Genomic DNA, 23,583 nt, shown 5'->3' with positions numbered 1-23,583 from the left:
CGCAAGCATCCAAAAACAAAAAACAGGCATAGAGCTTACCCTCTGCCTGTTAAGTAACGTATCATATTAAATTTATTCTACTGAAAAAATATACGAATAAATTGGTTGATTTCCATTATGAACTTCAACTTCTATGTCCTCATATGTTGCCTCTACATAATGTACCAATTCACTTACTTCTTGGTCACTTACATCTTCTCCTTGAAGAATTGTAAGGATTTCATCTTCTGCTGTTATCATATCATTTAACAGCAATTTAACTGTCTCAACCTGATCTTGATGGGTTGCGATTATTTTCCCGTCTGCAATTCCCATAAAATTTCCATTTTCAATTGTAATTCCATCTATCTTTGTATCACGAACTGCATACGTAATTTGTCCAGTCTTGACTTGTCCGGCAGCATCCTGCATTGCTTCCTTATTTTTTTCAATATCAGAATCAGGATGAAAAGCGAGCATCGCACTAATGCCTTGTGGAATCGTTTTGGTAGTAACTACAGCTGCTTTAACCTCTGCTATCTCTGCTGCCTGTTCCGCTGCCATTATGATATTTTTGTTATTAGGTAAAATAAGTACATTTTCTGCGTTTGCTTCTAGAATTGCATTTGTTATATCCTGTGTGCTTGGATTCATAGTTTGCCCACCCTCAATAACAACTGAGGCTCCTAAACTCTTAAGCAAAGATTTTAAACCTGTACCCATTGCAACTGTCACAATGGCAAAAGGTTCTTTTTCCTTAGACTTTATTTGCTTAGGATCATCTCCAATTAAGGCTGTGTGTTGTTCGCGCATGTTTTCTATTTTCATATTAATCAAGCTACCGTAACGCTGACCAAGCGTCATGGCGTCACCAGGATATTCCACGTGAACGTGAACTTTTATAACATCTTCATCTGAAACAACTAATAAAGAATCACCTAGTTCGCTTAATTCGTTGCGGAAGTTATCTTCATCATATGGATTTGCTTTAGTTTTGTCTTCTTCAAATTTAACCATGAACTCAGTGCAATAACCAAATTCAATGTCACTTGTATCCATGAAGTCTTGGGCGATTTTATGGTGCTGTGCATTAACCATTTCATCCATATGAACTTCTGTTGTTACACCATCAGGAAGTTCCTCCCCCTTTAGCGCTGATAGAAATCCTTCATAAATTGTAACTAGACCTTGTCCACCAGAATCAACTACTCCAACTTCTTTTAAAACAGGTAATAGATCAGGGGTTCTCTTTAGTGATGCTTTTGCTTCTTTTAGAACTGCTTCCATTAAAGCGATTACATCTTCTTCTGTTTTTGCAGATTGATTCGCAGCTGTTGCAGCATCTTTAGCAACAGTCAGGATTGTTCCTTCTACTGGTTTCATTACTGCTTTATAAGCCGTAGCAACACCTATATCAAATGCATGTGCTATATCTTTAGTCGTTAAGCTTTCTTTCTTATCTATTCCTTTTGCAAAACCACGAAAAATTTGGGATAAAATAACACCTGAATTGCCCCTGGCGCCCATAAGCAAGCCTTTTGAAAAGGCCAGAGATACTTCAGAAATATTAGCGCTATCCAACTTCTTCACTTCACTTGCTCCCGAGGTCATTGACAGATTCATGTTTGTACCTGTATCTCCATCGGGGACCGGGAATACATTTAGAGCATCAATTTGTTTGGCATTGCTTGCTAAATGGTGGGCTCCATAACGTACCATTTGTGCAAAAACAATACCATCTAACTTGCGTACTGTCACTATACTTCCTCCTCTTTCACTACAAATAAACAAAGGATCAATCTTTTTCTACACGTACTCCTTGAATATAGATATTGACTGAGTCTACAGACAGTCCTAAAGATTTATTCATTGTATATTTCACTTGTGATTGCACGTTGTGTGCTATTTCGGATATTTTTGTACCATAACTGACTATAATATACATGTCGATATGGAGATGATCTTCTTCTTGACGAACAATAACACCTCGTGCAAAATTTTCTTTTCTTAAAATCTCAGATATTCCATCTTTAATTTGATTTTTGGACGCCATTCCAACAATTCCATAACATTCAACAGCTGTGCCACCCGCAATTGTTGCTATGACATCATTTGTAATTGTTACCTGACCATCATTTGTGTTAAGTTCAATGGACATAGTTATCCTCCTTTGATACCCACTATTACTAAGGATATTCTACTATAAATATGCATTTTTTTAAAGCACAGGTACTTTAGCACACAAATCCTCTTATTACAATGGACGAAATCCTTTGTTCTGTCAAGACATTTTTCTTGATGGGTTGGTTGATACATTGCTTATATCAGTGCATGTAAACCGGTTTTGTCTAAGATTATGTACTCCTGTTATTTTTAGTTTCTCTAGCTATACATACTCTTTCTACTATTTTTCGTTGCGTTATTGCAGTTATTATGATAAATTATATAAGTAATTAAAATGACACATGTATGAGTAGGAGGGATTAACATGGCTAGAAAATGTGTTGTAACTGGACGTAAAACTCACAGTGGAAATCAACGTTCTCACGCTATGAATTCCAGCAAGCGTAATTGGAAAGCTAATGTACAAAAAGTACGTATTATGGTAGACGGCAAACCTAAAAAAGTTTATGTTTCTGCTCGCGCACTTAAGTCAGGTAAAGTAGAGCGCGTATAATATACCTTTTAAGTACAACCACATTAGTAAATGGTTAAAAAGCACCCTATGTTTTAGGGTGCTTTTTTACATTGATAAGCACGTTTTTGGATATCAGTTTAAATGCGACTAATGCTTTCACCATCAAAGCTTGACGATAGGACAAATTTTCTAAACTTGTCTACAAAAAAAGAAGCTTCTGTCATATGACAAAAGCCTAGGTAACTATTTATCTTTCTTAAACATACCTATCACAAGCCTTACACATCCACCGACAAACCTTGGGAGCTTAATAGTATAAAATTTCATGAGTTCCCCCTCCTCCATTTGCAAACACAACTAATTTGGAATCGTTTAATCCTACCCATCACGACTCTTTATAAGTAATAGTATGCCTTCACTGAAAGAAAAAGTACCATTATTTAAAAGAAGCTTGTTTGAAATGCAACGAGTTGAACCCAATGACAAAGTAAAATCTTTCAGCGGGTAGTAAAAGCCATCTAACGACATCCCTATAACATGCTCAGAGATTGGAACAAATGATATGTATGGAAATGCTTCATTAGAATCAATTCGGTATGTTCCAGGTGTGAAAATTTCAAGCTGGTTTAGTTGGTCAACAATAATGGCAGAGTAGTTTCTCTTCTTTAGCCTATATAATAATTGAATATTAACAAGTTCATGATCTAACCTGCCACCTGTCACTCCAAAGAAATAAATCAATTCACTTCCAAATTCCATTCCTTTTTCAACCGCGATTTCGATGTCCGTTTGATCCTTTTCAACAGGGTATCTAGTAAAATGCTTAGATCTATTTTTAATACTTTTTTCTTCTTGTATTGTAATAGAATCAAAGTCCCCTAGCGCATAATCAGGATCAATACCAAACTTAATAATAGTTAATGCACCGCGGTCTGCACCAATCCATATGTCTACTTCATCCTCATACCCAGTTAAATCGGGAATTAATTCTGAAGGGCCGTTTGCAACAATACCTACTGTTTTCATTGTTTACTCCGGCTGTAAAGTTGCTTTAAGAATATCCTGTATTGCTTGCTTACGGTCAGGCTTATTATAGACAGCGCTCCCTGCTACTAAAACGTCCGCACCAGCATCAACACATAATTTAGCGGTATCAACATTCACACCACCATCAATTTCTATCTCAAAGGACAAGCCTAGCTCTTCACGCCATTTTGCAATTTCTTTTACCTTAGGAATAACAGCGGAAATAAATGACTGACCTCCGAATCCAGGATTAACTGTCATCAGCAATACTAGATCAACTTCAGCGAGAATTTCCTTTATCATAAATGCTGGTGTTGCAGGGTTTATGACGACTCCTGCCTTTACATCATAACTTTTTATCAGTTGAATTGTCCGATGCAAATGTGGGCTGGCCTCTTGATGTACTGTAATAATAGACGCGCCTGCATCTGCAAATTCCTTGATATATGCATCTGGATTTTCAATCATTAAATGTACATCCAAAGGTAAGTTGGTAATCGGTTTTAGAGCATGAACAATTAATGGTCCTATGGTTATATTCGGTACAAAATGTCCATCCATAACATCAACGTGGATATAATCTGCACCACCTTTTTCAACATCTTGAACTTCTTGTCCAAGTTTAGAGAAATCTGATGCAAGTATAGAAGGTGCAATTTTAGTCATATTAATACCTCGGCTTTCTAGATTGTATTTCCTCATAAAAATTTAAATAATGGTCATATCGAAATTGTGAAATATCGCCTAGCTCTACAGCTTGCTTGACAGCACATTTTGGTTCCTTATTATGCATGCAGCCGCGGAATTTACACTCACCTTTACGGTCTCTTATCTCTGGAAAGCAATCGCCTAATTCATCCAAATCAATTTCATTAAATTCCAACGCGCTAAACCCAGGGGTATCTGCTACCAAACCTCCGAAAAGTTGTAATAGCTCTACATGTCGAGTTGTATGTTTGCCTCGACCCAGACTTTTTGAGATATCATCAGTTTTGATCTGAAGCTCTGGCTTGAGCGCATTTAGCAAGGATGATTTTCCAACACCAGATTGTCCTGCAATCACAGATACGCCTTCATTGAAATGTTTTTCCATTCCTTTAATATCAAAAGGTTCCTTAGACGACACTTTTTCAACTTTGTAGCCAATATCCAGGTACGCTTGTACATGATTCTCGATGCTTTCCCTTTCCTGTTCAGACAAGACATCCATTTTTGTAATAATAATAATAGGTTGAATATCCTTGGACTCAATTAGAACTAAAAATCGATCCAATAATAAGGTACTAAACGATGGTTCAATTGCGGAACTTATAATGAAAGCCCGATCAACATTTGCGATAGGCGGACGAATTAATTCATTAGTCCTTGGTTTGATGTTAATCAAATAGCCTTCCATTCCATCTCTAATATCAAAATCCACAAAATCCCCAACTAGAGGAGTAATGTTTTGATTTCTGAACAATCCCCTACCTCTACATGCATAAACATCATCACCGGACTGTACGTAATAGAACCCACTTAACGCCTTAGTAATTCTGCCTTCGACCATTTATTCAACTCCTTCGTATGGTACTGTTCTATCTAAAAATAACTTATCATCACGAAAAACCTTGTATTCAGCTGTTTGATTTGGTGCGATTGTCAGTGTTATCTCATACTCCTTGTCCTTCGTGATAGTATCCTCCTGATAAAGTTCAGTTATAGATGGATGTTGAGCATCTTTAATGTAGATCTTTACTGTTTGTTCAACAGGTGACTCATCTTTTTTATTTGGATCATCTGTTGCCCCATCACCATCGTCTGGTTGTTGATCAGGATTATACGGAACTGTGAAAGTTACAGTGTGTGAGACAGGAGGTTTTTCTTCTGGCCCTTTGGAAATATATATGTTTACCGTTTTCCCTTCTTCTAATTCTGTACCTGCTACAGGTTCCTGTCTAATCACTTCACCTTTTGAAGTACTCTCTGAATACTCCTCAATTACATTAGCCACAAGGCCTTGATCCTGTAAGTAGTCAACTGCCTCTTTTTTGGTGAGGTCTTCAAGATTCGCAACCTGTATTAGTTCAGGTCCTCCACTTATTTCAAATATTACCCGAGTTTCACTTGGAACAACATCTGTTTCTGGAGCAGGTTGTACCTGAGCAATAATTATTCCAGGTGAACGATCAGAAGTTTTAACATAAGCACTTATTTCTTCTTCTTTGAAACCTTTATCTATTAGTAGTTGTTTAATTTGACTAAAATCTTTTCCAACATAATCAGAAAAAGATACAGTTTCCTTACCCTTACTTACAAAAAGCGTAATCGTTGTTTCTTCTTTCACTATTCTATCAGATGGTGGGTTTGTTCTTATAACAACACCATCTTTAACATCCTCGGAGAAAGCCAGTTCCTTTTCCGTATCTAGATTCAACGCTTCAACTTTTTCAACTGCTTTTTCATATTCCATTCCTGTCACATCAGGAACAGTGACATCCTTAGGTTGCATGAGACTTGGAACAATAAATAATGCAGCAACACTTGAAGCAAATAAAATTGACAATAGAATAACAATCAAAACTATTTTCTTTTTCTTACTCTTTTTCTTTCCATTTTTCTTATCACTTTTGTTTTCGTTTGTGACATCCATATCATTTGCTACAAACGCTTTTGTTGCACCGTTTGCTTGATGAATAATCGTGTTTTGATTACTGTTATCATGCATCTGGTCATCTGTAATAATCGGTATTGCCTTTGTTTCTTCACCTACTCCAACAGGTGGTATAAACTTGTCCTCATTTAATCTTTCAGGCTCCAGTGCAGTGGATAATGCATCCTCCATATCATATACAGTGTTAAAACGATTGAACGGGTCTTTTGCTGTAGCTTTTAGCACTATATTTTCAACACTTTGTGGAACATTTTGATTGAATCTCCTTACTGAAGGTGTATCAGTTTGCAAATGCTTTAAAGCAATACTAACAGGTGATTGTCCGGAAAATGGTAATCGGGCTGTTAACAATTCAAATAAAACAATACCTAGTGAATAAATGTCTGACTTTTTAGTTGCCATCCCTCCACGGGCTTGCTCAGGTGATAGATAATGAACAGAACCCAATATGGAATTTGTTTGGGTTAAAGCAGTTGCACTTAATGCTATTGCAATTCCAAAGTCAGTTACTTTCACTTGCCCGTATGAATCAATTAGAATATTTTGTGGTTTAATGTCTCTATGTACGATGTTATTTGCATGTGCATGACCAATAGCTGAGCTAATTTGCTTCATTATGTCTAATGCTTTATCCACATCTATTGGGCCATATTTTTTAATATATTCTTTTAAAGTCAATCCATCAACATATTCCATTACCATGTATAAAATATGTTCTTCTTCACCGACATCAAAAATGTTAACGATATTTGGATGTGATAGGCTAGTGGCTGATTGTGCTTCTCGGTCAAACCGAGCGATAAATTCGTCATCATTTACATATTCTAAACGAAGAACCTTTAGCGCTACATCACGCTCTAAAATAATATCTCTTGCTAAATAAACGTTAGCCATACCTCCGCCACCAATGGTGTCTTTAACCTTGTAACGTTCATTTAAAAGGCGACCGTTTAACACGATTTCTCACCTTCTTCCATTAGCAATTCATGATGTACAATTACGAGTGAAATATTGTCCTCGCCTCCACGTTCATTTGCCAATGCTATTAAGCCCTGGACTTTATCCACTAAAGATTCATCACCCGTTATAAATGATTGTAATTCGCTATCAGAAACCTTATTTGATAAACCATCTGAGCAAAGTAAAATCATGTTGTCTGTTTCCCATGTAACAGTTTGAATATCAGGATAGATGACTTCCTCTGTTCCTAACGCCTTTAACAGTACGTTTTTACGAGGATGGTGTTCTGCATCTTCATTTGATATTTGACCAGATCTAACCAGTTCATTTACTAGAGAATGATCTTCAGTTATTTGACTGAATCCAGCTTCATTTTTTAAATAACATCTACTATCACCAATGTGTGCTACCGTAACGAAGTCCTGGGTATGAATAACAGTTACAACTGTCGTACCCATACCCTTACACGATTCTTCTTTTATTGACTTTTCATATATTTCTTTGTTAACCTGCTCTATAGTCGCTTTTAACCACATCTCAGCTTCCTCTGGTTTACTTATCTGATCCGTTTCCTGCCACTTTTCTTCAATAATTGAAGTGGCCATCTGACTTGCTACATCACCTGCTTGATGTCCACCCATACCGTCGGCAACAATAGATAAATACTGGTTATAATTATTCTTAAATATACCCCCAGCATCTTCATTATGATTTCGAACGCGACCCTGATCAGTTGCATATTGCCCTTTCATTCTTTCACCCCTTCAAAAAAGCGTAAGTGCCTTTGAGCTGAAAACTAAAACTAACTAGTCAATCCTTTACATGAAGCTATCTTTTTCTATTATTACATGAAGCTTATCAATAAAAAAGAACTACCACTAGTTTTTTATTAAACGAGTCAGAAAAAATCCATCGGTATTATGTGTATGAGGAAACATCTGTAAACCTTCTTTTGAAATACCCTCATTATTAGTTAAAAATTGAGGTAGTTCATCGAAGAATGTTTGGTCTACAGTATAGTCTGAATGTTTTTCCAAAAACTTTTTTACCACTTCGTTATTCTCTTCTTTATCAACCGTACAAGTTGTATACATTAATCGACCATTTTTCTTTAGTAATGGGGCAACCCCTGCTAAAATATCAACTTGAATTTGTGCTAGGTTATGAATATCGGATTCTTCTTTATTGTATTTAATCTCCGGTTTTCCTCGAATTACCCCGAGACCAGAACATGGTGCATCAACTAATATGCGATCAAAGCTCTCATCCTCATGGACATTCTGTAAGGTACGAGCGTCTGCTTGATTTGCTTCAATATTCGTCAGACCCAACTGTTCAGCTCTGTCATTAATTTGTCTTGCTTTTTTGGCGTGTAAATCATAAGCATAAATGTTTCCTTTGTTCCCCATTATTTCAGCAACATGGGTTACCTTACCTCCCGGAGCACTGCATGTATCTAATACTTGCATGTCATGTTTAACATCCAGCATTTCTGCGACCAGCATAGAACTTTGATCCTGGATTGTTAAAAACCCTTCTTTAAATAAATCGGTTTTCAATATGTTTCCTTTGGTGATCACTATTCCTTGTGAGGAAAACACTGATTCTTCCACATCAAAATCAAGTTCCTCAAGCTTTCTTATTGCCTTATCCCTTGTGATTTTCAAGGGTTGTACTCGAATAGATGTATGCTTCCTTGCAAGATTTGATTTGCACATTTGCTCTGTAGTTCCAATTCCATACATATTTAACCATCGGTCTACAAGCCACTCTGGATGACTCGTTTCAATCGATAACCTTTTTACCACGTTATCAATCTTAGAAGTATCCGGATAGCCGTTCCTTTGAACATTGCGCAATACACCATTAACTAATGAAGCTATACCTTTATGACCTCTTCGTTTTGAAATCTCAACTGCTTCATGAATTATTGCATGATCTGGTACCTTATCCAGGAAAGCCATTTGATAGACTGACATTCGCAGTAGCATCGTTACCCAAGGCTTTGGTTTTTTATTTGAATTCATATATGGTTCTAAATAATAATCTAACGTTAGTTTTCGTTGCAATGTTCCATAAACAACTTCTGTCAAAAGACTGACGTCTCGGTCCGGTAGTTGATTCGTTCTAATTTCCTGATCAATAATTAAATGACTAAATCCACTATCACTTTCTATACGTAGCAGCAAATCTAAAATTGTCTCACGCAGTTTATTTTTCAATACTATCACCCAATACTGTTCCAATTTTCAAACGATCTGGTGAGCCAAGTAAATAATCTTTTACCGCCATTCTCTTTTTTCCAGATGGTTGAATTTCTGTTATTCTTAATCCTTTTTTATTACCACAAACTACTAATAAAAATTCATTGTTACTAGTATCTACTATTTCACCTGGGTATCCGTTATATTCATTCTGGTCTAGTTCAGCAACCCATATTTTTAGAGGTTTTCCATTATAGGTCGTAAATGCTACAGGCCAAGGGTTCAGTCCCCGAATTTGATTATAGATTTCACTATTTGCTTTTTGCCAGTTAATTTCCTCTTGCTCACGCTTAATATTGCTTGCAAATGTGGACTTCTCATGATCCTGCTCTACTGGTGTTATTTCATCTCTGAACAGTTTAGGTAGAGTATTAATCAGTAATGCTGACCCGGTAGCTGCCAACTTATCATGCATTGTACCAACATTGTCCTTACTCTCTATAGCAATTTTCTCCTGTGTTAAAATATCACCTGCATCAAGCTTTTCTACCATATACATAATTGTTATTCCTGTTTCTTCTTTCCCCTGCAAAATTGCATGGTGAATAGGTGCTCCACCCCTTAATTCAGGTAATAAGGAAGCATGAACATTAATACATCCATATGTTGGAACTTCCAGCAATGACGCTGGTAACAACTGTCCATAGGCAGCGGTTATAATTAGATCGGGCTGAAGATCAACAATTTTTTGATAATCTTTAGCTAGTTTTTCCGGCTGAAACACTGGAATATTATGTGTTTCAGCTTCCGTCTTTACAGGTGGAGGAGTCATTACTTTTTTTCTCCCTCTAGGTCGATCTGGTTGCGTGACGACCAATATAATCTCATATGCTTCCTCAACAAGCTTGCGTAAGATTGGAACTGAAAAATCTGGTGTACCCATGAATACGATTTTTTTCATCATAAAACCTACTTTCTGTTCTTTCATTACTTACATCTGGTTTTAATTTTCTTTACATCATTTGATATGGTTGCATATCAACAGATATTAACAAGTCATCTTTACGAATATCGGACTCAAATTGATTTAATATGTTTTGAATTATATCCCGTAATCCTGGTTCATTTTTGTATTTTACCATACACTGGTAACGATACCTATCCTTGATTCTTGCCATTGGTGACGGTGTTGGTCCTAATATAACTGTCTCTTCCTTAACAGATTTCAATAATGCCTGTACAATTTTTTGGGTTGTTTGCACCACTTTTACTTGATTAGGATGAGAAACGGTTACTAATGTAAGAAATACATAGGGCGGATAATGAAAAGCCTTTCTCATAGCCATTTCCTTTTGGTAAAAATCGGGAAAATTATAGGTGCTCGCCAGTTCAATACTATAGTGATCAGGTGTGTACGTTTGTACAATAACTTCACCTGGTAATTCATGCCGACCAGCTCGACCACTTACTTGTGTTAGCAGCTGAAAGGTTTTTTCTGAAGAACGAAAATCTGGTAAATGTAACATGGAATCGGCAGTTAAGACACCTACCAATGTAACATTCTCGAAATCTAATCCTTTCGCGATCATCTGTGTTCCAAGTAGTATATCTGCTTCACCTTTTCCAAACTGGTTCAACAGCTTTTCATGGGCACCTTTTCTGCGTGTTGTGTCTACATCCATTCGTATTACCCTAGCTTCTGGAATCAGCTGTGCGAGGGCTTCTTCAACACGCTGTGTGCCTGTCCCAAAATAACGAATTAGGTCGCTTGAGCACTCTGGACATATTGTTGGCATGGGCTCCTCGTAAGAACAATAGTGGCATTTAAGCCTATTCGAGTTTTTATGATAGGTTAGTGCTATATCACAGTGTGGACACTCCTTTACATGACCACAATCCCGGCACATGACAAAAGTTGAATACCCACGTCTGTTTAACAAAAGAACTATCTGTTCCTTTTTTTCTATGCACAATTCAATTTTCTCTTTTAATCTTCTGGAAAACATCGTTCGGTTTCCTTCATGCAATTCATTACGCATATCAACGATTTCTACTTCTGGCATTGCTTTTTCATTAGTCCGTTTACTTAAAGTAGCAAGTTTGTATACCCCTTTTTGAGCTCGTGCAAATGTTTCTAGTGTAGGTGTAGCACTACCTAAAATAACTGGACATTGGTGATTCTTACCTCTTTCAATCGCAACGTCTCTAGCATGATAACGAGGTTGATCCTCTTGTTTATAACTCGTTTCATGCTCCTCATCAATAATAATAATACCTAGATTTTCAAATGGAGCAAAGACTGCGGATCTAGCTCCTACCACAACCTTTACTTCTTTCTGATAAATTTTGCGCCATTCATCATATTTCTCACCACTTGATAAAGCACTATGCATTACGGCAACATCTGATCCAAACCTCCCCTTAAATCGATGGACCATTTGAGGTGTAAGAGATATCTCTGGAACCAAAACAACTGCTTCCTTCCCTTTTTTAATTACGTCACTAATCGCTTGAAGATAAACTTCAGTTTTGCCACTACCCGTTACACCATGTAACAAAAATACATCATGTGTATTGTTTTCTATCGATTGTTTAATAGGTTTTATAGCATCTGTTTGCTCAGTCGTTAGTGACAAAGGCGATGTTTGTACTATGGTAGCATCATCGTAAGGATTTCTATAAACTTCTATTTTAGTTGAAACCAAAAGTTTCTTATCAAGTAATGATTTTATTGTAGACGCACTAGTATTAACTTTATCCATCAATTTTTTCTTTGGAATAGCCTCGTTATGCTGAATGAAATAAGAGAGAAGTTCACGTTGTTTTTTTGCCTTTTTTGACATATCATTGTATGCTTCCTCTAATAAATAATCTGCCATTCCTGGTTTAATCATCGTTTCAAACTTCCTGGTAATTCTTGATTTAACCAGGTATTCTATCTCAATGTCCCCATCTTTAACAGCCTTAATTAGCTCCTGATAGCGAACTTTTGACTCTGAAAATTCTTCATATGTAATGAAATCCCTACCTGCAAATAATGATTCCATTATAGGATCAAGTTCCTCGGCCAATCTCACTAATTCTTTTTTGTAATGTGATTTAAGCGCTTGTGGTAGCATCACCTGAAATGCCGTAATATATAAACTCACAGTGTCTTTAGCAAGCCATTGTCCTAGCCTTACTAATTCCTCCGTGAGCACAGGAGTAAGATCAAGTACGTCTACAATTTCTTTTAACTTTGTATGTGATGAGGTGGATGTGAGCTCAATGACAAAACCCATGATTTTTCTTGGGCCAAATGGTACTGTGACGCGCATCCCAGGTACTATAACATGTTCAAGTCTAGCGGGGATAGTATAATCAAAAGTCTGGTTAATCTGTTTTGCTGGCACATCTACGATAACTTTTGCTATACTCACAACTTATCATCCCTTAAATCACGTAAAATCAATTCGAGAAGCTTTAATGCCATTTCCTTTTTAGTAGTCAAGGGAATTTCCTCAGGGTTTAGGGACTCATTAACATATGTTGCGATATTTGTGTCACCTTCAAATCCTGCTCCCTCACTGGAAACATTGTTAATAACAATCGCATCTAAATTCTTCTTTTGTAGTTTTTTTAGACCATATTCTAATGGTTGAGTAGTTTCTGCGGCGAAACCAACGAGAAATTGTTTATTCTTTATCTCACCTAACGATTGCAAAATGTCCTGAGTCCGCTCCATTTCGACATTCCAGTTTCCAGACTGTTTTTTTAACTTTTCAATAAATGTATGCTTAGGACGATAATCGGCAACCGCTGCTGCTTTAATCACCACATCTTTATCATCGAAATGATCGTGCATTGCTTGATACATTTCTTCAGATGTAATTACATCTACTCTTTTAATAGAAGTATTTTTGGTTTCTAGGTTTACAGGACCTGTTACTAGCGTTACTTCAGCACCTAATTCTGCAGCAGCCTCTGCTATAGCAAAACCCATTTTCCCTGAGGATCGATTTGTGAAAAATCTAACCGGATCAATCTGCTCTCGTGTTGGACCAGCTGACACCAACACTTTTTTACCATTCATCGGGCCTTGAATTTTTTTTGAATTCTGATGATTGACGACTGTATCTATAATGCTTTCTGGCTCCTCTAAACGTCCTTTTCCAACATAGCCACAAGCTAAAAAGCCCGAACCCGGCTCGATAAAATAATAGTTCCATTGCTCTAGCTGTTTCATATTCTTAATTACTGCTGGATGCGCGTACATATGAACATTCATAGCTGGTGCAATATAAACATCTGCTTCAGTTGCAAGTAATGTTGTTGAAAGCATGTCGTCTGCTATACCGTTAGCTAACTTCCCTATACTGTTTGCAGTAGCAGGAGCAATAATTGCAATATCAGCCCAATCAGCGACATCAATATGCGCAATTTTTTGAGGATTCTTTTCATCGAAGGTGTCTATATAAACGGGATTTCTTGATAAAGCTTGAAATGTTAGTGGAGAAACAAACTCGGAGGCATTTTCAGTCATCATTACTCGGACATTTGCTCCAGCCTGTGTAAGCTTACTTGTTAAAGAACAAGCTTTGTAGGCAGCAATTCCTCCAGATACACCTAAAAGAATATTTTTATTTTGCATTTTTACCTAGTCCCCTTTACTACTATTTGTTCTCCTTCAGTTATACCATATAATATGGCATTTTCTAAAGAAAAAGCGAAGCATCTGAGTAATGGTTTTGGAACAATCCATCTATAACCTTAAATTAATAGCTTTAAACAACCAAAACCCCTCGCTTTAAAGCGAGGGGTTTGATTTTACTTAATTTTTGGTAACGTATAATTTGTCAGCTAAAATCTCTTCTAAGGCAATTCCTACCTGTTTATATGATTTAGGATTTTCGATTAACATAGTATTAGATTCGAGCATTTGCCTAGCACGTCGAGCAGACAGTGTAACCAATGTGTATTTCGAGTTAATTTTTTCTTGCAGCTTATCTATTGACGGTTCTAACATCATGAGATTTCATCCTCCAGTAGTTGTTTGTATTGTTTTTCAATACGTTCCCTCTTACAATGCTCACTTTGAATGATTGATTGAATCTTACTAACAGCATTATCAACCCGATCGTTGACGACTACATAATCATATGCATCCATCATTTCAATTTCTTTTCTAGCCTCTCGCAATCGGTTTATCACAAGCTCCTGCGATTCGGTTCCACGGTTTACAATTCTGTTTTTCAGTTCATCCAAACTTGGTGGAAACAAAAAAATAAATACGCCTTCTTTAAAGTTCTCCCTGACCTGCAATGCTCCTTGTACTTCAATTTCCAAGAATACATCGTGTCCGTTCGCTAATGTTTTTTCTACATATTCTCTAGGTGTTCCATAGTAGTTATTAACATATTTCGCGTATTCTAACAATTGTTTTTGTTGAATCAGGGTTTCAAATTCTTCATTCGATTTGTAAAAGTAATCAATACCATCTATCTCACCTGGTCGAATATTTCTCGTTGTCATAGATATAGAGTATTTTAACTCTGTATCCTGGTCAAAAAGTTCTTTCCTAACCGTCCCTTTTCCTACACCGGACGGACCCGAAAGTATAAACAATATCCCTTTCTGATCAATCAAAGCAGTTCCTCCTATTATTCGTCTGAAACCTCATCATGACTTAGTACTCGTTGGCCAACTGTTTCTGGTTGGACAGCAGACAATACAACATGGTCACTGTCAGTAATGATTACTGCGCGTGTACGTCTGCCATAGGTTGCATCGACTAATTTATTTGTATCTCTTGCAACAGTGATAATCCGTTTGATTGGAGCTGATTCTGGAGACACAATGGAAATAATACGATTGGCAGATACTACATTACCAAAACCAATATTTATTAATCTCAAACTCAATCTTAGTTCCCCCTTGTATGTACAATCAAGCCTGTATTTCATTGAAATACAATATTACCAATTATTAAGTATAGTATAATCAATAAAGACTGAAAAACTCAAATTTTTAACGTTGCTAACTCTACCTATTATACATACTTTATTAAAAAAAGAAAAACTCCTTTCCTAAAATAATTAAGGAAAAGAGTAATATTCTTTTTTAAAGCAGTCAAGAAAGTATAAAAACTTTCTTTCTGTATAGGTTCAACTAAGGAATTCGCCATAAGAATTGGCGATAAGCCAAGTTTTCTAAGCTCAAGGTGTACTTTAATCATCCCTGTTTTCCTGCTTCTTATTTTTTGGTAAAACCAAAGAATACGGTTGGAATTGCACTTAATGCTAGTATAAAGATCCAATCCCTAAGATCTAAGAAAACAGTATGGAATATAGGTTGTAATGGTTCAAAATAAATAACACATAACAACATAGCAAGTGATGAAAGCACTGCAAGTACTAGGTATTTGTTACCGAAAGGATTTCGTGAAAATACCGAACGCTCACTTCGACAATCAAATACATGTATCAACTGCGCCATTACAAGCGTAGTAAATGCTACTGTTTGACCATAAACCAGGTTATCCGGGTTGTTTTGATAGGTCATCATAAACGCAACCAAGGTAACCAAACCAATTAAAATACCTCTGCTCACTATCTTAAAGCCTAACCCCCGGGCAAAAATACCTTCTTTTGGATGTCTTGGCTTTCGGCTCATTACATCAGCTTCTGGCTGATCTAGCCCTAAAGCCATTGCAGGAAGACCATCTGTAACCAAGTTCACCCATAAAATTTGTACGGGTACCAAAGGCAATGGAAGTCCCAATAACATCGCAAACAACATAACCAGTATTTCACCAACATTTGAAGCTAATAAATATCGGATAAACTTTCGGATATTTTCATAAATGTTTCTACCTTCATTTATTGCAGCTTTAATTGTCGTGAAGTTATCATCCATTAGAATTAAGGAAGATGCTTCTTTTGCTACATCGGTTCCACTGCGCCCCATACTAATTCCTATATTACTCGCCTTTATGGCTGGTGCATCATTTACGCCATCGCCAGTCATGGCTACAATATGACCTTTGTGTTGGAAGGCATCCACAATCTTTAGCTTATGCTCTGGGGTTACTCGTGCAAACACATACACGCGATCTATAATCTCTCTTAACTCCTCAGTAGACATTTGATTTAGTTGATTTCCATCTAACACAAGACCATCTTTTGGTAGTAAGTTTAAATTGGTTGCAATGGCTCTAGCAGTTTTCTCATGATCACCTGTTATCATTACCGTTTTAATTCCAGCCTTCTTACAATCCTCTATTGCTGCTTTTACTTCTTTCCTTGGAGGATCAATCATTCCATACAAACCAATAAATGTTAAGTCATTTTCTAACAGGCCATCACTCTGCTCGCTTCCTGATGAAAGTGGCTTGATTGCAATAGCGATAGTTCGTAAAGCCTTTTCTCCCATTTCATTAATAACTTTGTTTATTCTATCTTGATCTGCTTCTTTCATCAGACGTTTTTCATTATTAGTCAATACAAAGGTTGATCTTGGCAGTAAAACATCTGGAGCACCTTTAGTAATTAAAAATTGTCGTTTGTTTTCATCTTCCACTACCATACTCATGCGCTTTCTAGTCGAATCAAAAGGTATTTCTTTTACAACACGAAACGATTCCCCATCGGCTTGTGTTAGCCCTAATTTCCTTGCAGCTACAAGAAGCGCTCCATCTGTCGGATCACCATTAATAAAATTTTTGCCTTTTTTAACTATAATGGATGAATGGTTGCACAGCATTCCATACAAAAGCATTGACTGCAGGTTGGGAAACGAGTCATTTACTTTTGACTTGTTGGAAAAAAAGTCCCCTATCAGATCATATCCATCACCTGTTACATGTAATTTGTTGTCATTAACATATATTTCTTTAACTGTCATTTGATTTTCGGTCATAGTACCTGTTTTATCTGAACAGATTACTGATGCACATCCAAGTGTCTCAACAGCTGATAGCTTTCGGACAATTGCATTCTTTTTGATCATGCGTTGAACACCTAGAGATAACGCAACTGTCACAATTGCTGGAAGACCCTCCGGTATTGCTGCTACTGCTAGTGATACACCAGCTAAGAACATATTGTAAGCGGGTTGACCTTGATAAACACCAACTATGACTACTAAAGCAGTTAGAGCAAGAGCGATTACAATCAGTATTTTCCCAAGCTCAGCAAGTTTATTTTCAAGTGGCGTAATAATCTTCTTCGTCTTAACCATAAGAGAAGCTATTTGGCCCATCACTGTTTTCATACCAGTTCCAACAACAATACCTATTCCTGAGCCTCTTGTAACTAAAGTTCCCATAAATGCCATGTTTGATTGATCCTGTGGTCCCAAGTCCTCTTTATTAACAGCTTTAGCGTATTTAGGTACGGGAAGCGATTCACCAGTTAAGGTCGATTCTTCTGTTTCCATGCTTTGCGAATCTACAATTCTAATATCCGCAGGAATTCGATCCCCACTTCTCATTTGAATTACATCTCCAACAACAATATCCTTTGACGGTATCTGCTCCCATTTCTGTTCACGCAAAACGTAAGCAAATGGTGCAGACAGCTCTTTTAGCTTAGCCAATGATTTTTCAGCTTTCTGTTCCTGAAAGTATCCCATAAAACCATTAACAAATACGATAACTAGAATTGCTATTGCATCAATGTATTCACCTAACAGTCCCGCAATTAAAGTCGCTGCCAGCAATACCAACACCATAAAGTCCTGAAATTGTTTAATAAATATTAACCATTTTGGAGTTTGTTTACCTGCCTCTAGTTCATTGGTTCCATGCTGTTTACGCCTATTTTCTACCTGTTTAGCCGTTAGTCCACGTTCAGTAGTTACGTGCAGCTTTTGTTCGAGTGTGTCTTTGTCTAATTGATACCACTGCAAAACATACCCCTCCAGTTTAAGCTATAAATTCTTACCAATTAATTGATAATTTCAGCCTTCTCTTATCGATATGTATGCAGACTTGTCCTGAAAAATGCTATAATTACCACTGAGGTGATTGACATGCCATTTGATGGAATTGTAACAAGAGCATTAACAAATGAGTGGAACACACAAATTGTTCCCGGAAAAATAAACAAAATTTATCAACCAACTGATACTGAAATTGTTTTCACTATACGAAGTAATGGAAAAAATCATACATTATTATTTTCTATTCATCCGATGTACGCTCGAATTCATTTCACTAATGATACATATACAAATCCGAAAGAAGCGCCAATGTTTTGCATGATTTTGCGCAAATATTTATCGGGAGCTGTAATTGAATCCATTAGTCAGTATGGGATGGAGCGAATCCTAACATTTACCTTTAAAACAAGAAATGAAATAGGTGACATTACGCATAAATCACTAGTAATTGAATTAATGGGTAAACATAGTAACCTTATGCTGATTGATCAGGAAAAAGGACATATCATTGATAGTCTAAAACATGTGTCCTTGGCACAAAATCGTCACCGTACAATTTTACCTGGACACGAATATATTCTTCCGCCACACCAGGATAAACTAAATATTCTAGAGACGAATGAGTCAGAATTTATCCGAAAAATCGACTTTAATCAAGGGAAAATAGAAAATCAGATAGTTGAGGCACTTAGCGGAGTATCACCCTTAGTTGCTCGTGAAATGGTTGGAAGAGCAAAACTTGGTTCACAGCAGACATACATGGATGTTTTCAAAGATTTACAAAAAAAGATTACAAACAATGACTTTTCTCCAACTATTTACCGAAACAAAAAAGAAGATTTCCATGTGTTACAGTTCAATAATTTATCAGGCGATTCAGAGAGTTTTGCTACTACCAACGAGATGCTTGATGCTTTTTTCTCAGGAAAAGCTGAACGAGACCGTGTCAAACAACAGGCTAAAGATTTATATCGATTTATAAAGAATGAGAAAGATAAAAACGAACGTAAAATGAAAAAACATAACCAAACCATAAAGAAAGCTGGAAATGCAGATAAATTTCAACATTTGGGTGAACTACTAACTGCAAATATGCACCTAGTTAAAAAGGGCGATAAATCCGTAATCGTGACAGATTACTATGATCCTGAACAAAATGAAATTACTATTGATTTAAACCCCAATAAGACACCAAGTGAAAATACCCAAGGATTTTTCAAAACTTACCAAAAGTTAAAAACGTCAAAAAAAGTAGTAGAAAAAGAAATAAAAAAGACAGAAAATGAGATTAATTATCTGGACCAATTATTGCAGCAAATAGATGTTGCTCGAGAAGAAGACGTAGAGGAAATACGTGAAGAACTTCGGGAAGAAGGGTATCTAAAAAGACAGCGTATGAAAAATAAGAAAAAAAACAAACAAACGTTGCCTAAACCCGATAACTATCAAGCTACTGATGGTACTTCAATTCTTGTAGGGAAAAATAATAAACAGAATGAATATGTAACCAACAAGCTAGCGCACCGTGATCATGTATGGTTACATACGAAAGATATCCCTGGTTCGCATGTCGTCATTCAAGATATGAAACCTAGTGAGGAAACATTGTTAGAGGCGGCCCATTTAGCAGCTTACTTTAGCAAATCACAGCAATCTTCCTCTGTTCCGGTCGATTATACATCGATCAGACATGTAAAGAAGCCAAATGGCGCAAAGCCTGGGTTTGTAACATATGATAACCAAAAAACATTATTTGTGACACCTGACAAAGGTATCGTTGACTTCTTAAGGGATAATGCCAAGAGATCAAAAGCAAATAAATAAGATGCAATCAATTGAAAAAACGGATGACTCAGTTTGAGCCATCCGTTTTCATTTTAGCAGTAAGGAAAGGATAAAAACTCTCCTTACTGCATAAGTGTAACCAGGGCTTCCGCCATTAAGGTCTGGCGATAAGCCTAGTTTTCTCAGATTTTTATACAGCCTTTGCATTTAAGGTTACGTCAATATTACCTTGTGTTGCTTTAGAATAAGGACAAACTTTATGTGCATCCTTCACAAGCTTGTCAGCTTCTTCTTGACTGACACCTTTGATAGAAACGTTCAAGGTTGCAGCAATTTTAAATCCACCATCTTCTTCGTCTTTGCAAAAACTAACTTCAGCAGTTGTTTCTGAATCAATTTTTTTATCCTGATTAGAGGCGACTAAATTTAATGCCCCATCAAAGCAGGAGGCATATGTTGCAGCGAATAATTGCTCCGGATTTGAGCCTTTTTCATCCTTGTCTTTTGCTGGATTTACCAAATTCAAATCAATTAAACCATCGTCAGATTTAACATGACCATCCCGTCCGTTCTTTGCTGTTGCTTTTGATGTAAATATTACGTTACTCATAATTTAACACTCCTTTTAATTTCATCTCTATCCATACTATTCCACTAGGTTTCCTTTACTAAACAATTATATATATTTCTTATTCAGAATCGTCTCCAAAAATTTCTCGACTTGAGGAAGTTTCCTTACATCGTCCTGGTAACAAAGCCAGGTACTTCTCGTCACACGTTGATTGTTTAACATTAATGCTACGTGCGGATATTCTTCCATCATCGTATCAGAGACACTTTTCGGTAACACAGCCATGCCTAACCCTTGTTTCATAAATTGTTTACAGGTTTCAATTTGATCAACTCGTATTGTTTTCAATGCTTTAATATTATCTTGGTGATGATACAGCCAATTATCAACCAGTTCATGCATGCTATCATCACTTTTAAATGTAATTAGCGGTCGCTCTTTGAGTTTTTTTTCGGGAAAAGGTTCAGTATCAAATATGTATAAGGGATCTTCAAATAAAGGTGAACAAATTCCTTCCTTTAATTTTTCTCCCCGAATAATGCATACATGATAGTTCTTATGATCACGTTTAATATCTTCACTAATTCCAGTTACAAGGTCAATTTCTACATTGGGATATGCACCGGTATACTCTGCAAGCATAGCAGGCAAGTAGCGTTGACTAATAAGTGAGGAGCAAGCAATAGATAGTGTTCCTTGAACTTTGTCGCTTGACTCAAGTAAACTATTTTTTATTGCTTCTTCCCTCTCAACTACAGTTTCTGCATGTTTTAATATCAATTCCCCTACAGGTGTAAGCATCAATCTCTTGGATGTACGAATAAAAATCATCTGACCAAAATATTCTTCTATGTATTTGAGGCGTTGCGTTACAGCTGGTTGTGAAATTAATATGGCTTTAGCCGTACCACGAATTGTTCCTATTTCGTTTAACTTAAGTAACAAAATATAATCATCAATTTTCATAATTCCCTCCTGAATAGATAAGTAATAGTTTATTACTATTGATTATAAACGAATATTTTACTTATTTCATCTTTAATCATATGATACATGTATACTGTACAAACGAAAGAGGGAAACGTTTATGAATGAAAAAGAAAATGTGAAAAAAACTTTTGGGAAAAATAATAATGCATATGTAACCAGTTCCACCCATGGAACAGGGAGTGATCTACCATTAATAATTGAATGGTTAAATCCTACTTTAACAATGGTCGCACTTGATATCGCAACAGGTGGTGGGCATGTTGCCAAACAGCTTTCCAGCCATGTTACGAAAGTAATAGCCTCGGATTTAACAGAAGAAATGCTGACAAATACCGCAAAACATTTAGAAGACTATGAAAATATCAGTTATTCCATAGCAGATGCTGAAAAGCTACCTTTTGAAGATGATTCTTTTGATATCGTGACTTGCCGGATTGCTGCACACCATTTTCCTAATCCCGCAAAGTTCATTTCTGAAGTTTATCGTGTGCTAAAGCCTGGAGCAAATTTTATATTGATTGATAACATTGCACCTGGAGATCCAATACTCAATAACTTTGTAAATACATTAGAAAAAATGCGTGATTATAGTCATGTACGATCACTACTTGTATGCGAATGGAAAGAACACCTAACAACATATAAATTAGTTGTAGTTAAAGAAAAAACCAGAATGAAGACATTGCCTTACAAAGAATGGATTAATCGGACACTAGACACTGAACAGAAAAAAGATGAAGTAAGTTCTTATATATTAAAATCATCCAGTGAAATAAAGGACTATTTTCAAGTGAAGGTAACAAATGATAGAATTCAATCATTTGCAATCGATGAGTGGATGGTTCTGTGCAGAAAATAAATCATCCTAACAGTGAAACTTATTAGAATTTTATCCGTATATATAAAACAATTAAATTTCTTATAGGAGGGCTATTTATCAGACTAGTTATTGGAATCATTTTTCTAACACTGGTGTTATTTGCATGTTCACCTAAGACCTCACCTCCAGAAGAACAACCGACAAAGGAAAAAACGAAAGAAAACATAGTGGTTACTGAAGATGGTCGTTTAACCTTTAAAATCGTTAATACTAGAGAATCCTCACAGCAGCAATTAGATACAATAAAAAAAGAAATTGTAAAGTCATACAACATAGTTACAAACTCGATTAAAACAGACTATGTTCCAGCTGAAAAAGTCAACGTTCATCTATTAAAGGGCAATGGAATATCTACCGGCTATAGAGAAGACATCAAGTTGTATGCAACAGACATAGATAATTATCCTATCTTACACGAAATGAGCCATACCATACTAGGTTATGGGAATAATTATGATGGAAGTAAAGGTTTCTTCACTCAAGAGGGATTTGCTACGTACTTGGAAGATAAACACGATAAATCTAAAACTCTTAATCTTGGTCTTTCAAATAATAAAATCATGAAATATCTAATTAGTAAAAATAAAAATATTCCCTTGTACAAATTAATAGACTTAGGATATGATGATACTTTTTTCAGACCTGTCATTAATGATCAAAGTGATTATCTACTCCGGTCGATGAGCTACCTTCACGCCGGCTCATTTATAGCCTATTTAATTGATGCCTATGGATTAAACAAATTTGAACAAATCTATAATAAAGCCGATTTAAATAAGAAATTTCAGGATGTATACGGTAAACCAGCAGAAAAATTAGAAGCAGAATGGATAGCCTATATTATAGAAAATGCTGGCAAATTAACCGAAGAAGACAAGGAAAAAACAACTAATTTTGACCAACTAAATTCTTTGCTTGAATCGATTGATTCGGATTTGTTTGAGAGGAAACAAAGATGACTATAATAGTCATCTTTGT

At 36.3% G+C, this 23,583-nt stretch carries 22 protein-coding genes; 4 read left to right on the top strand and 18 right to left on the bottom strand.

Features of this window, described 5'->3' with window-relative positions:
- Positions 1–72: 72 nt before the first annotated feature.
- Both ACOI1D_RS01275 and ACOI1D_RS01270 read right to left on the bottom strand, forming a co-directional pair.
- On the bottom strand, positions 73–1,737 hold the full coding sequence (locus ACOI1D_RS01275) for a DAK2 domain-containing protein (protein ID WP_422498556.1): 1,665 nt from the start codon (positions 1,735–1,737) through the stop codon (positions 73–75).
- A 37-nt stretch (positions 1,738–1,774) separates the two neighbouring features.
- The gene (locus ACOI1D_RS01270; protein WP_422498555.1) at positions 1,775–2,137 is read right to left on the bottom strand and encodes an Asp23/Gls24 family envelope stress response protein; all 363 of its coding nucleotides are present in this window, start codon (positions 2,135–2,137) and stop codon (positions 1,775–1,777) included.
- A 330-nt stretch (positions 2,138–2,467) separates the two neighbouring features.
- Between ACOI1D_RS01270 and rpmB the strand changes: the two genes are divergently transcribed.
- Entirely contained in the window at positions 2,468–2,656 is a 189-nt protein-coding gene (rpmB, locus tag ACOI1D_RS01265; RefSeq protein ID WP_089062798.1) for a 50S ribosomal protein L28, read from the top strand.
- Between the two features lie 204 nt (positions 2,657–2,860).
- Here the strand turns inward: rpmB and spoVM are convergent, their stop codons facing one another.
- From spoVM to ACOI1D_RS01195, 14 genes are all read right to left on the bottom strand, one after another.
- A complete protein-coding gene (gene spoVM, locus ACOI1D_RS01260) occupies positions 2,861–2,944 on the bottom strand; it encodes a stage V sporulation protein SpoVM (RefSeq protein WP_422498769.1) in 84 nt (27 codons plus the stop codon).
- Positions 2,945–2,995: 51 nt separating this feature from the next.
- Complete coding sequence (locus ACOI1D_RS01255; protein WP_422498552.1) at positions 2,996–3,643, bottom strand: thiamine diphosphokinase; 648 nt, start codon at positions 3,641–3,643, stop codon at positions 2,996–2,998.
- 3 nt (positions 3,644–3,646) lie between these two features.
- Complete coding sequence (gene rpe / locus ACOI1D_RS01250) at positions 3,647–4,309, bottom strand: ribulose-phosphate 3-epimerase (protein ID WP_422498550.1); 663 nt, start codon at positions 4,307–4,309, stop codon at positions 3,647–3,649.
- Position 4,310: 1 nt separating this feature from the next.
- Complete coding sequence (gene rsgA, locus ACOI1D_RS01245; protein WP_422498548.1) at positions 4,311–5,192, bottom strand: ribosome small subunit-dependent GTPase A; 882 nt, start codon at positions 5,190–5,192, stop codon at positions 4,311–4,313.
- Entirely contained in the window at positions 5,193–7,253 is a 2,061-nt protein-coding gene (gene pknB, locus ACOI1D_RS01240) for a Stk1 family PASTA domain-containing Ser/Thr kinase (protein ID WP_422498546.1), read from the bottom strand.
- On the bottom strand, positions 7,247–8,008 hold the full coding sequence (locus ACOI1D_RS01235; protein ID WP_422498544.1) for a Stp1/IreP family PP2C-type Ser/Thr phosphatase: 762 nt from the start codon (positions 8,006–8,008) through the stop codon (positions 7,247–7,249). Before ACOI1D_RS01235 ends, pknB begins: the two co-directional genes overlap by 7 nt.
- Before the next feature lie 126 nt (positions 8,009–8,134).
- Positions 8,135–9,478 (bottom strand): 16S rRNA (cytosine(967)-C(5))-methyltransferase RsmB, encoded by a 1,344-nt coding sequence (gene rsmB, locus ACOI1D_RS01230; protein ID WP_422498542.1) that lies wholly within the window; start codon positions 9,476–9,478, stop codon positions 8,135–8,137.
- Entirely contained in the window at positions 9,468–10,421 is a 954-nt protein-coding gene (gene fmt / locus ACOI1D_RS01225; protein WP_422498540.1) for a methionyl-tRNA formyltransferase, read from the bottom strand. The genes rsmB and fmt overlap by 11 nt, the downstream gene beginning before the upstream one ends.
- Positions 10,422–10,473: 52 nt before the next feature.
- Positions 10,474–12,879, bottom strand: a complete 2,406-nt coding sequence (gene priA, locus ACOI1D_RS01220; protein ID WP_422498537.1) for a primosomal protein N' — start codon at positions 12,877–12,879, stop codon at positions 10,474–10,476.
- A complete protein-coding gene (coaBC, locus tag ACOI1D_RS01215; RefSeq protein ID WP_422498535.1) occupies positions 12,876–14,090 on the bottom strand; it encodes a bifunctional phosphopantothenoylcysteine decarboxylase/phosphopantothenate--cysteine ligase CoaBC in 1,215 nt (404 codons plus the stop codon). Before coaBC ends, priA begins: the two co-directional genes overlap by 4 nt.
- 180 nt (positions 14,091–14,270) lie before the next feature.
- On the bottom strand, positions 14,271–14,468 hold the full coding sequence (gene rpoZ, locus ACOI1D_RS01210; protein ID WP_422498533.1) for a DNA-directed RNA polymerase subunit omega: 198 nt from the start codon (positions 14,466–14,468) through the stop codon (positions 14,271–14,273).
- Positions 14,465–15,085, bottom strand: coding sequence for a guanylate kinase (gene gmk / locus ACOI1D_RS01205; RefSeq protein WP_422498531.1), 621 nt, complete (start codon positions 15,083–15,085; stop codon positions 14,465–14,467). Before gmk ends, rpoZ begins: the two co-directional genes overlap by 4 nt.
- A 14-nt stretch (positions 15,086–15,099) precedes the next feature.
- Entirely contained in the window at positions 15,100–15,360 is a 261-nt protein-coding gene (gene remA, locus ACOI1D_RS01200; protein ID WP_422498529.1) for an extracellular matrix/biofilm regulator RemA, read from the bottom strand.
- A gap of 331 nt (positions 15,361–15,691) precedes the next feature.
- A complete protein-coding gene (locus tag ACOI1D_RS01195; protein WP_422498527.1) occupies positions 15,692–18,346 on the bottom strand; it encodes a calcium-translocating P-type ATPase, SERCA-type in 2,655 nt (884 codons plus the stop codon).
- Positions 18,347–18,469: 123 nt separating this feature from the next.
- On the opposite strand from ACOI1D_RS01195, the gene ACOI1D_RS01190 reads away from it, so the two are divergent.
- Entirely contained in the window at positions 18,470–20,203 is a 1,734-nt protein-coding gene (locus ACOI1D_RS01190; RefSeq protein ID WP_422498766.1) for an Rqc2 family fibronectin-binding protein, read from the top strand.
- Positions 20,204–20,354: 151 nt separating this feature from the next.
- Here the strand turns inward: ACOI1D_RS01190 and ACOI1D_RS01185 are convergent, their stop codons facing one another.
- The gene (locus ACOI1D_RS01185; protein WP_422498525.1) at positions 20,355–20,774 is read right to left on the bottom strand and encodes an organic hydroperoxide resistance protein; all 420 of its coding nucleotides are present in this window, start codon (positions 20,772–20,774) and stop codon (positions 20,355–20,357) included.
- Positions 20,775–20,840: 66 nt separating this feature from the next.
- Positions 20,841–21,701, bottom strand: coding sequence for a LysR family transcriptional regulator (locus ACOI1D_RS01180; RefSeq protein ID WP_422498523.1), 861 nt, complete (start codon positions 21,699–21,701; stop codon positions 20,841–20,843).
- A 121-nt stretch (positions 21,702–21,822) separates the two neighbouring features.
- On the opposite strand from ACOI1D_RS01180, the gene ACOI1D_RS01175 reads away from it, so the two are divergent.
- Positions 21,823–22,584 carry a class I SAM-dependent methyltransferase gene (locus tag ACOI1D_RS01175; RefSeq protein ID WP_422498521.1) on the top strand — a complete coding sequence of 254 codons (762 nt, stop codon included), beginning with the start codon at positions 21,823–21,825 and terminating at the stop codon, positions 22,582–22,584.
- Between the two features lie 113 nt (positions 22,585–22,697).
- Positions 22,698–23,564, top strand: a complete 867-nt coding sequence (locus ACOI1D_RS01170) for a hypothetical protein (protein WP_422498519.1) — start codon at positions 22,698–22,700, stop codon at positions 23,562–23,564.
- The last annotated feature ends 19 nt before the right edge of the window (positions 23,565–23,583 follow it).

This window comes from Virgibacillus sp. DJP39, from assembly GCF_049310925.1.
Taxonomy (GTDB): Bacteria; Bacillota; Bacilli; order Bacillales; family Amphibacillaceae; genus Virgibacillus_F.
The sequence above is the reverse complement of the archived record's forward strand: the minus strand, read 5'-3'. Positions and strand labels throughout refer to the sequence as shown.

Excerpts from the sequence above, each read along its gene's own strand:
- ACOI1D_RS01270 (WP_422498555.1), bottom strand. The coding sequence starts at position 2,137 with ATGTCCATTGAACTTAACACAAATGATGGTCAGGTAACAATTACAAAT.
- rpmB (WP_089062798.1), top strand. The coding sequence starts at position 2,468 with ATGGCTAGAAAATGTGTTGTAACTGGACGTAAAACTCACAGTGGAAAT.
- spoVM (WP_422498769.1), bottom strand. The coding sequence starts at position 2,944 with ATGAAATTTTATACTATTAAGCTCCCAAGGTTTGTCGGTGGATGTGTA.
- ACOI1D_RS01255 (WP_422498552.1), bottom strand. The coding sequence starts at position 3,643 with ATGAAAACAGTAGGTATTGTTGCAAACGGCCCTTCAGAATTAATTCCC.
- rpe (WP_422498550.1), bottom strand. The coding sequence starts at position 4,309 with ATGACTAAAATTGCACCTTCTATACTTGCATCAGATTTCTCTAAACTT.
- rsgA (WP_422498548.1), bottom strand. The coding sequence starts at position 5,192 with ATGGTCGAAGGCAGAATTACTAAGGCGTTAAGTGGGTTCTATTACGTA.
- ACOI1D_RS01235 (WP_422498544.1), bottom strand. The coding sequence starts at position 8,008 with ATGAAAGGGCAATATGCAACTGATCAGGGTCGCGTTCGAAATCATAAT.
- fmt (WP_422498540.1), bottom strand. The coding sequence starts at position 10,421 with ATGAAAAAAATCGTATTCATGGGTACACCAGATTTTTCAGTTCCAATC.
- coaBC (WP_422498535.1), bottom strand. The coding sequence starts at position 14,090 with ATGCAAAATAAAAATATTCTTTTAGGTGTATCTGGAGGAATTGCTGCC.
- rpoZ (WP_422498533.1), bottom strand. The coding sequence starts at position 14,468 with ATGATGTTAGAACCGTCAATAGATAAGCTGCAAGAAAAAATTAACTCG.
- ACOI1D_RS01190 (WP_422498766.1), top strand. The coding sequence starts at position 18,470 with ATGCCATTTGATGGAATTGTAACAAGAGCATTAACAAATGAGTGGAAC.
- ACOI1D_RS01185 (WP_422498525.1), bottom strand. The coding sequence starts at position 20,774 with ATGAGTAACGTAATATTTACATCAAAAGCAACAGCAAAGAACGGACGG.
- ACOI1D_RS01180 (WP_422498523.1), bottom strand. The coding sequence starts at position 21,701 with ATGAAAATTGATGATTATATTTTGTTACTTAAGTTAAACGAAATAGGA.
- ACOI1D_RS01175 (WP_422498521.1), top strand. The coding sequence starts at position 21,823 with ATGAATGAAAAAGAAAATGTGAAAAAAACTTTTGGGAAAAATAATAAT.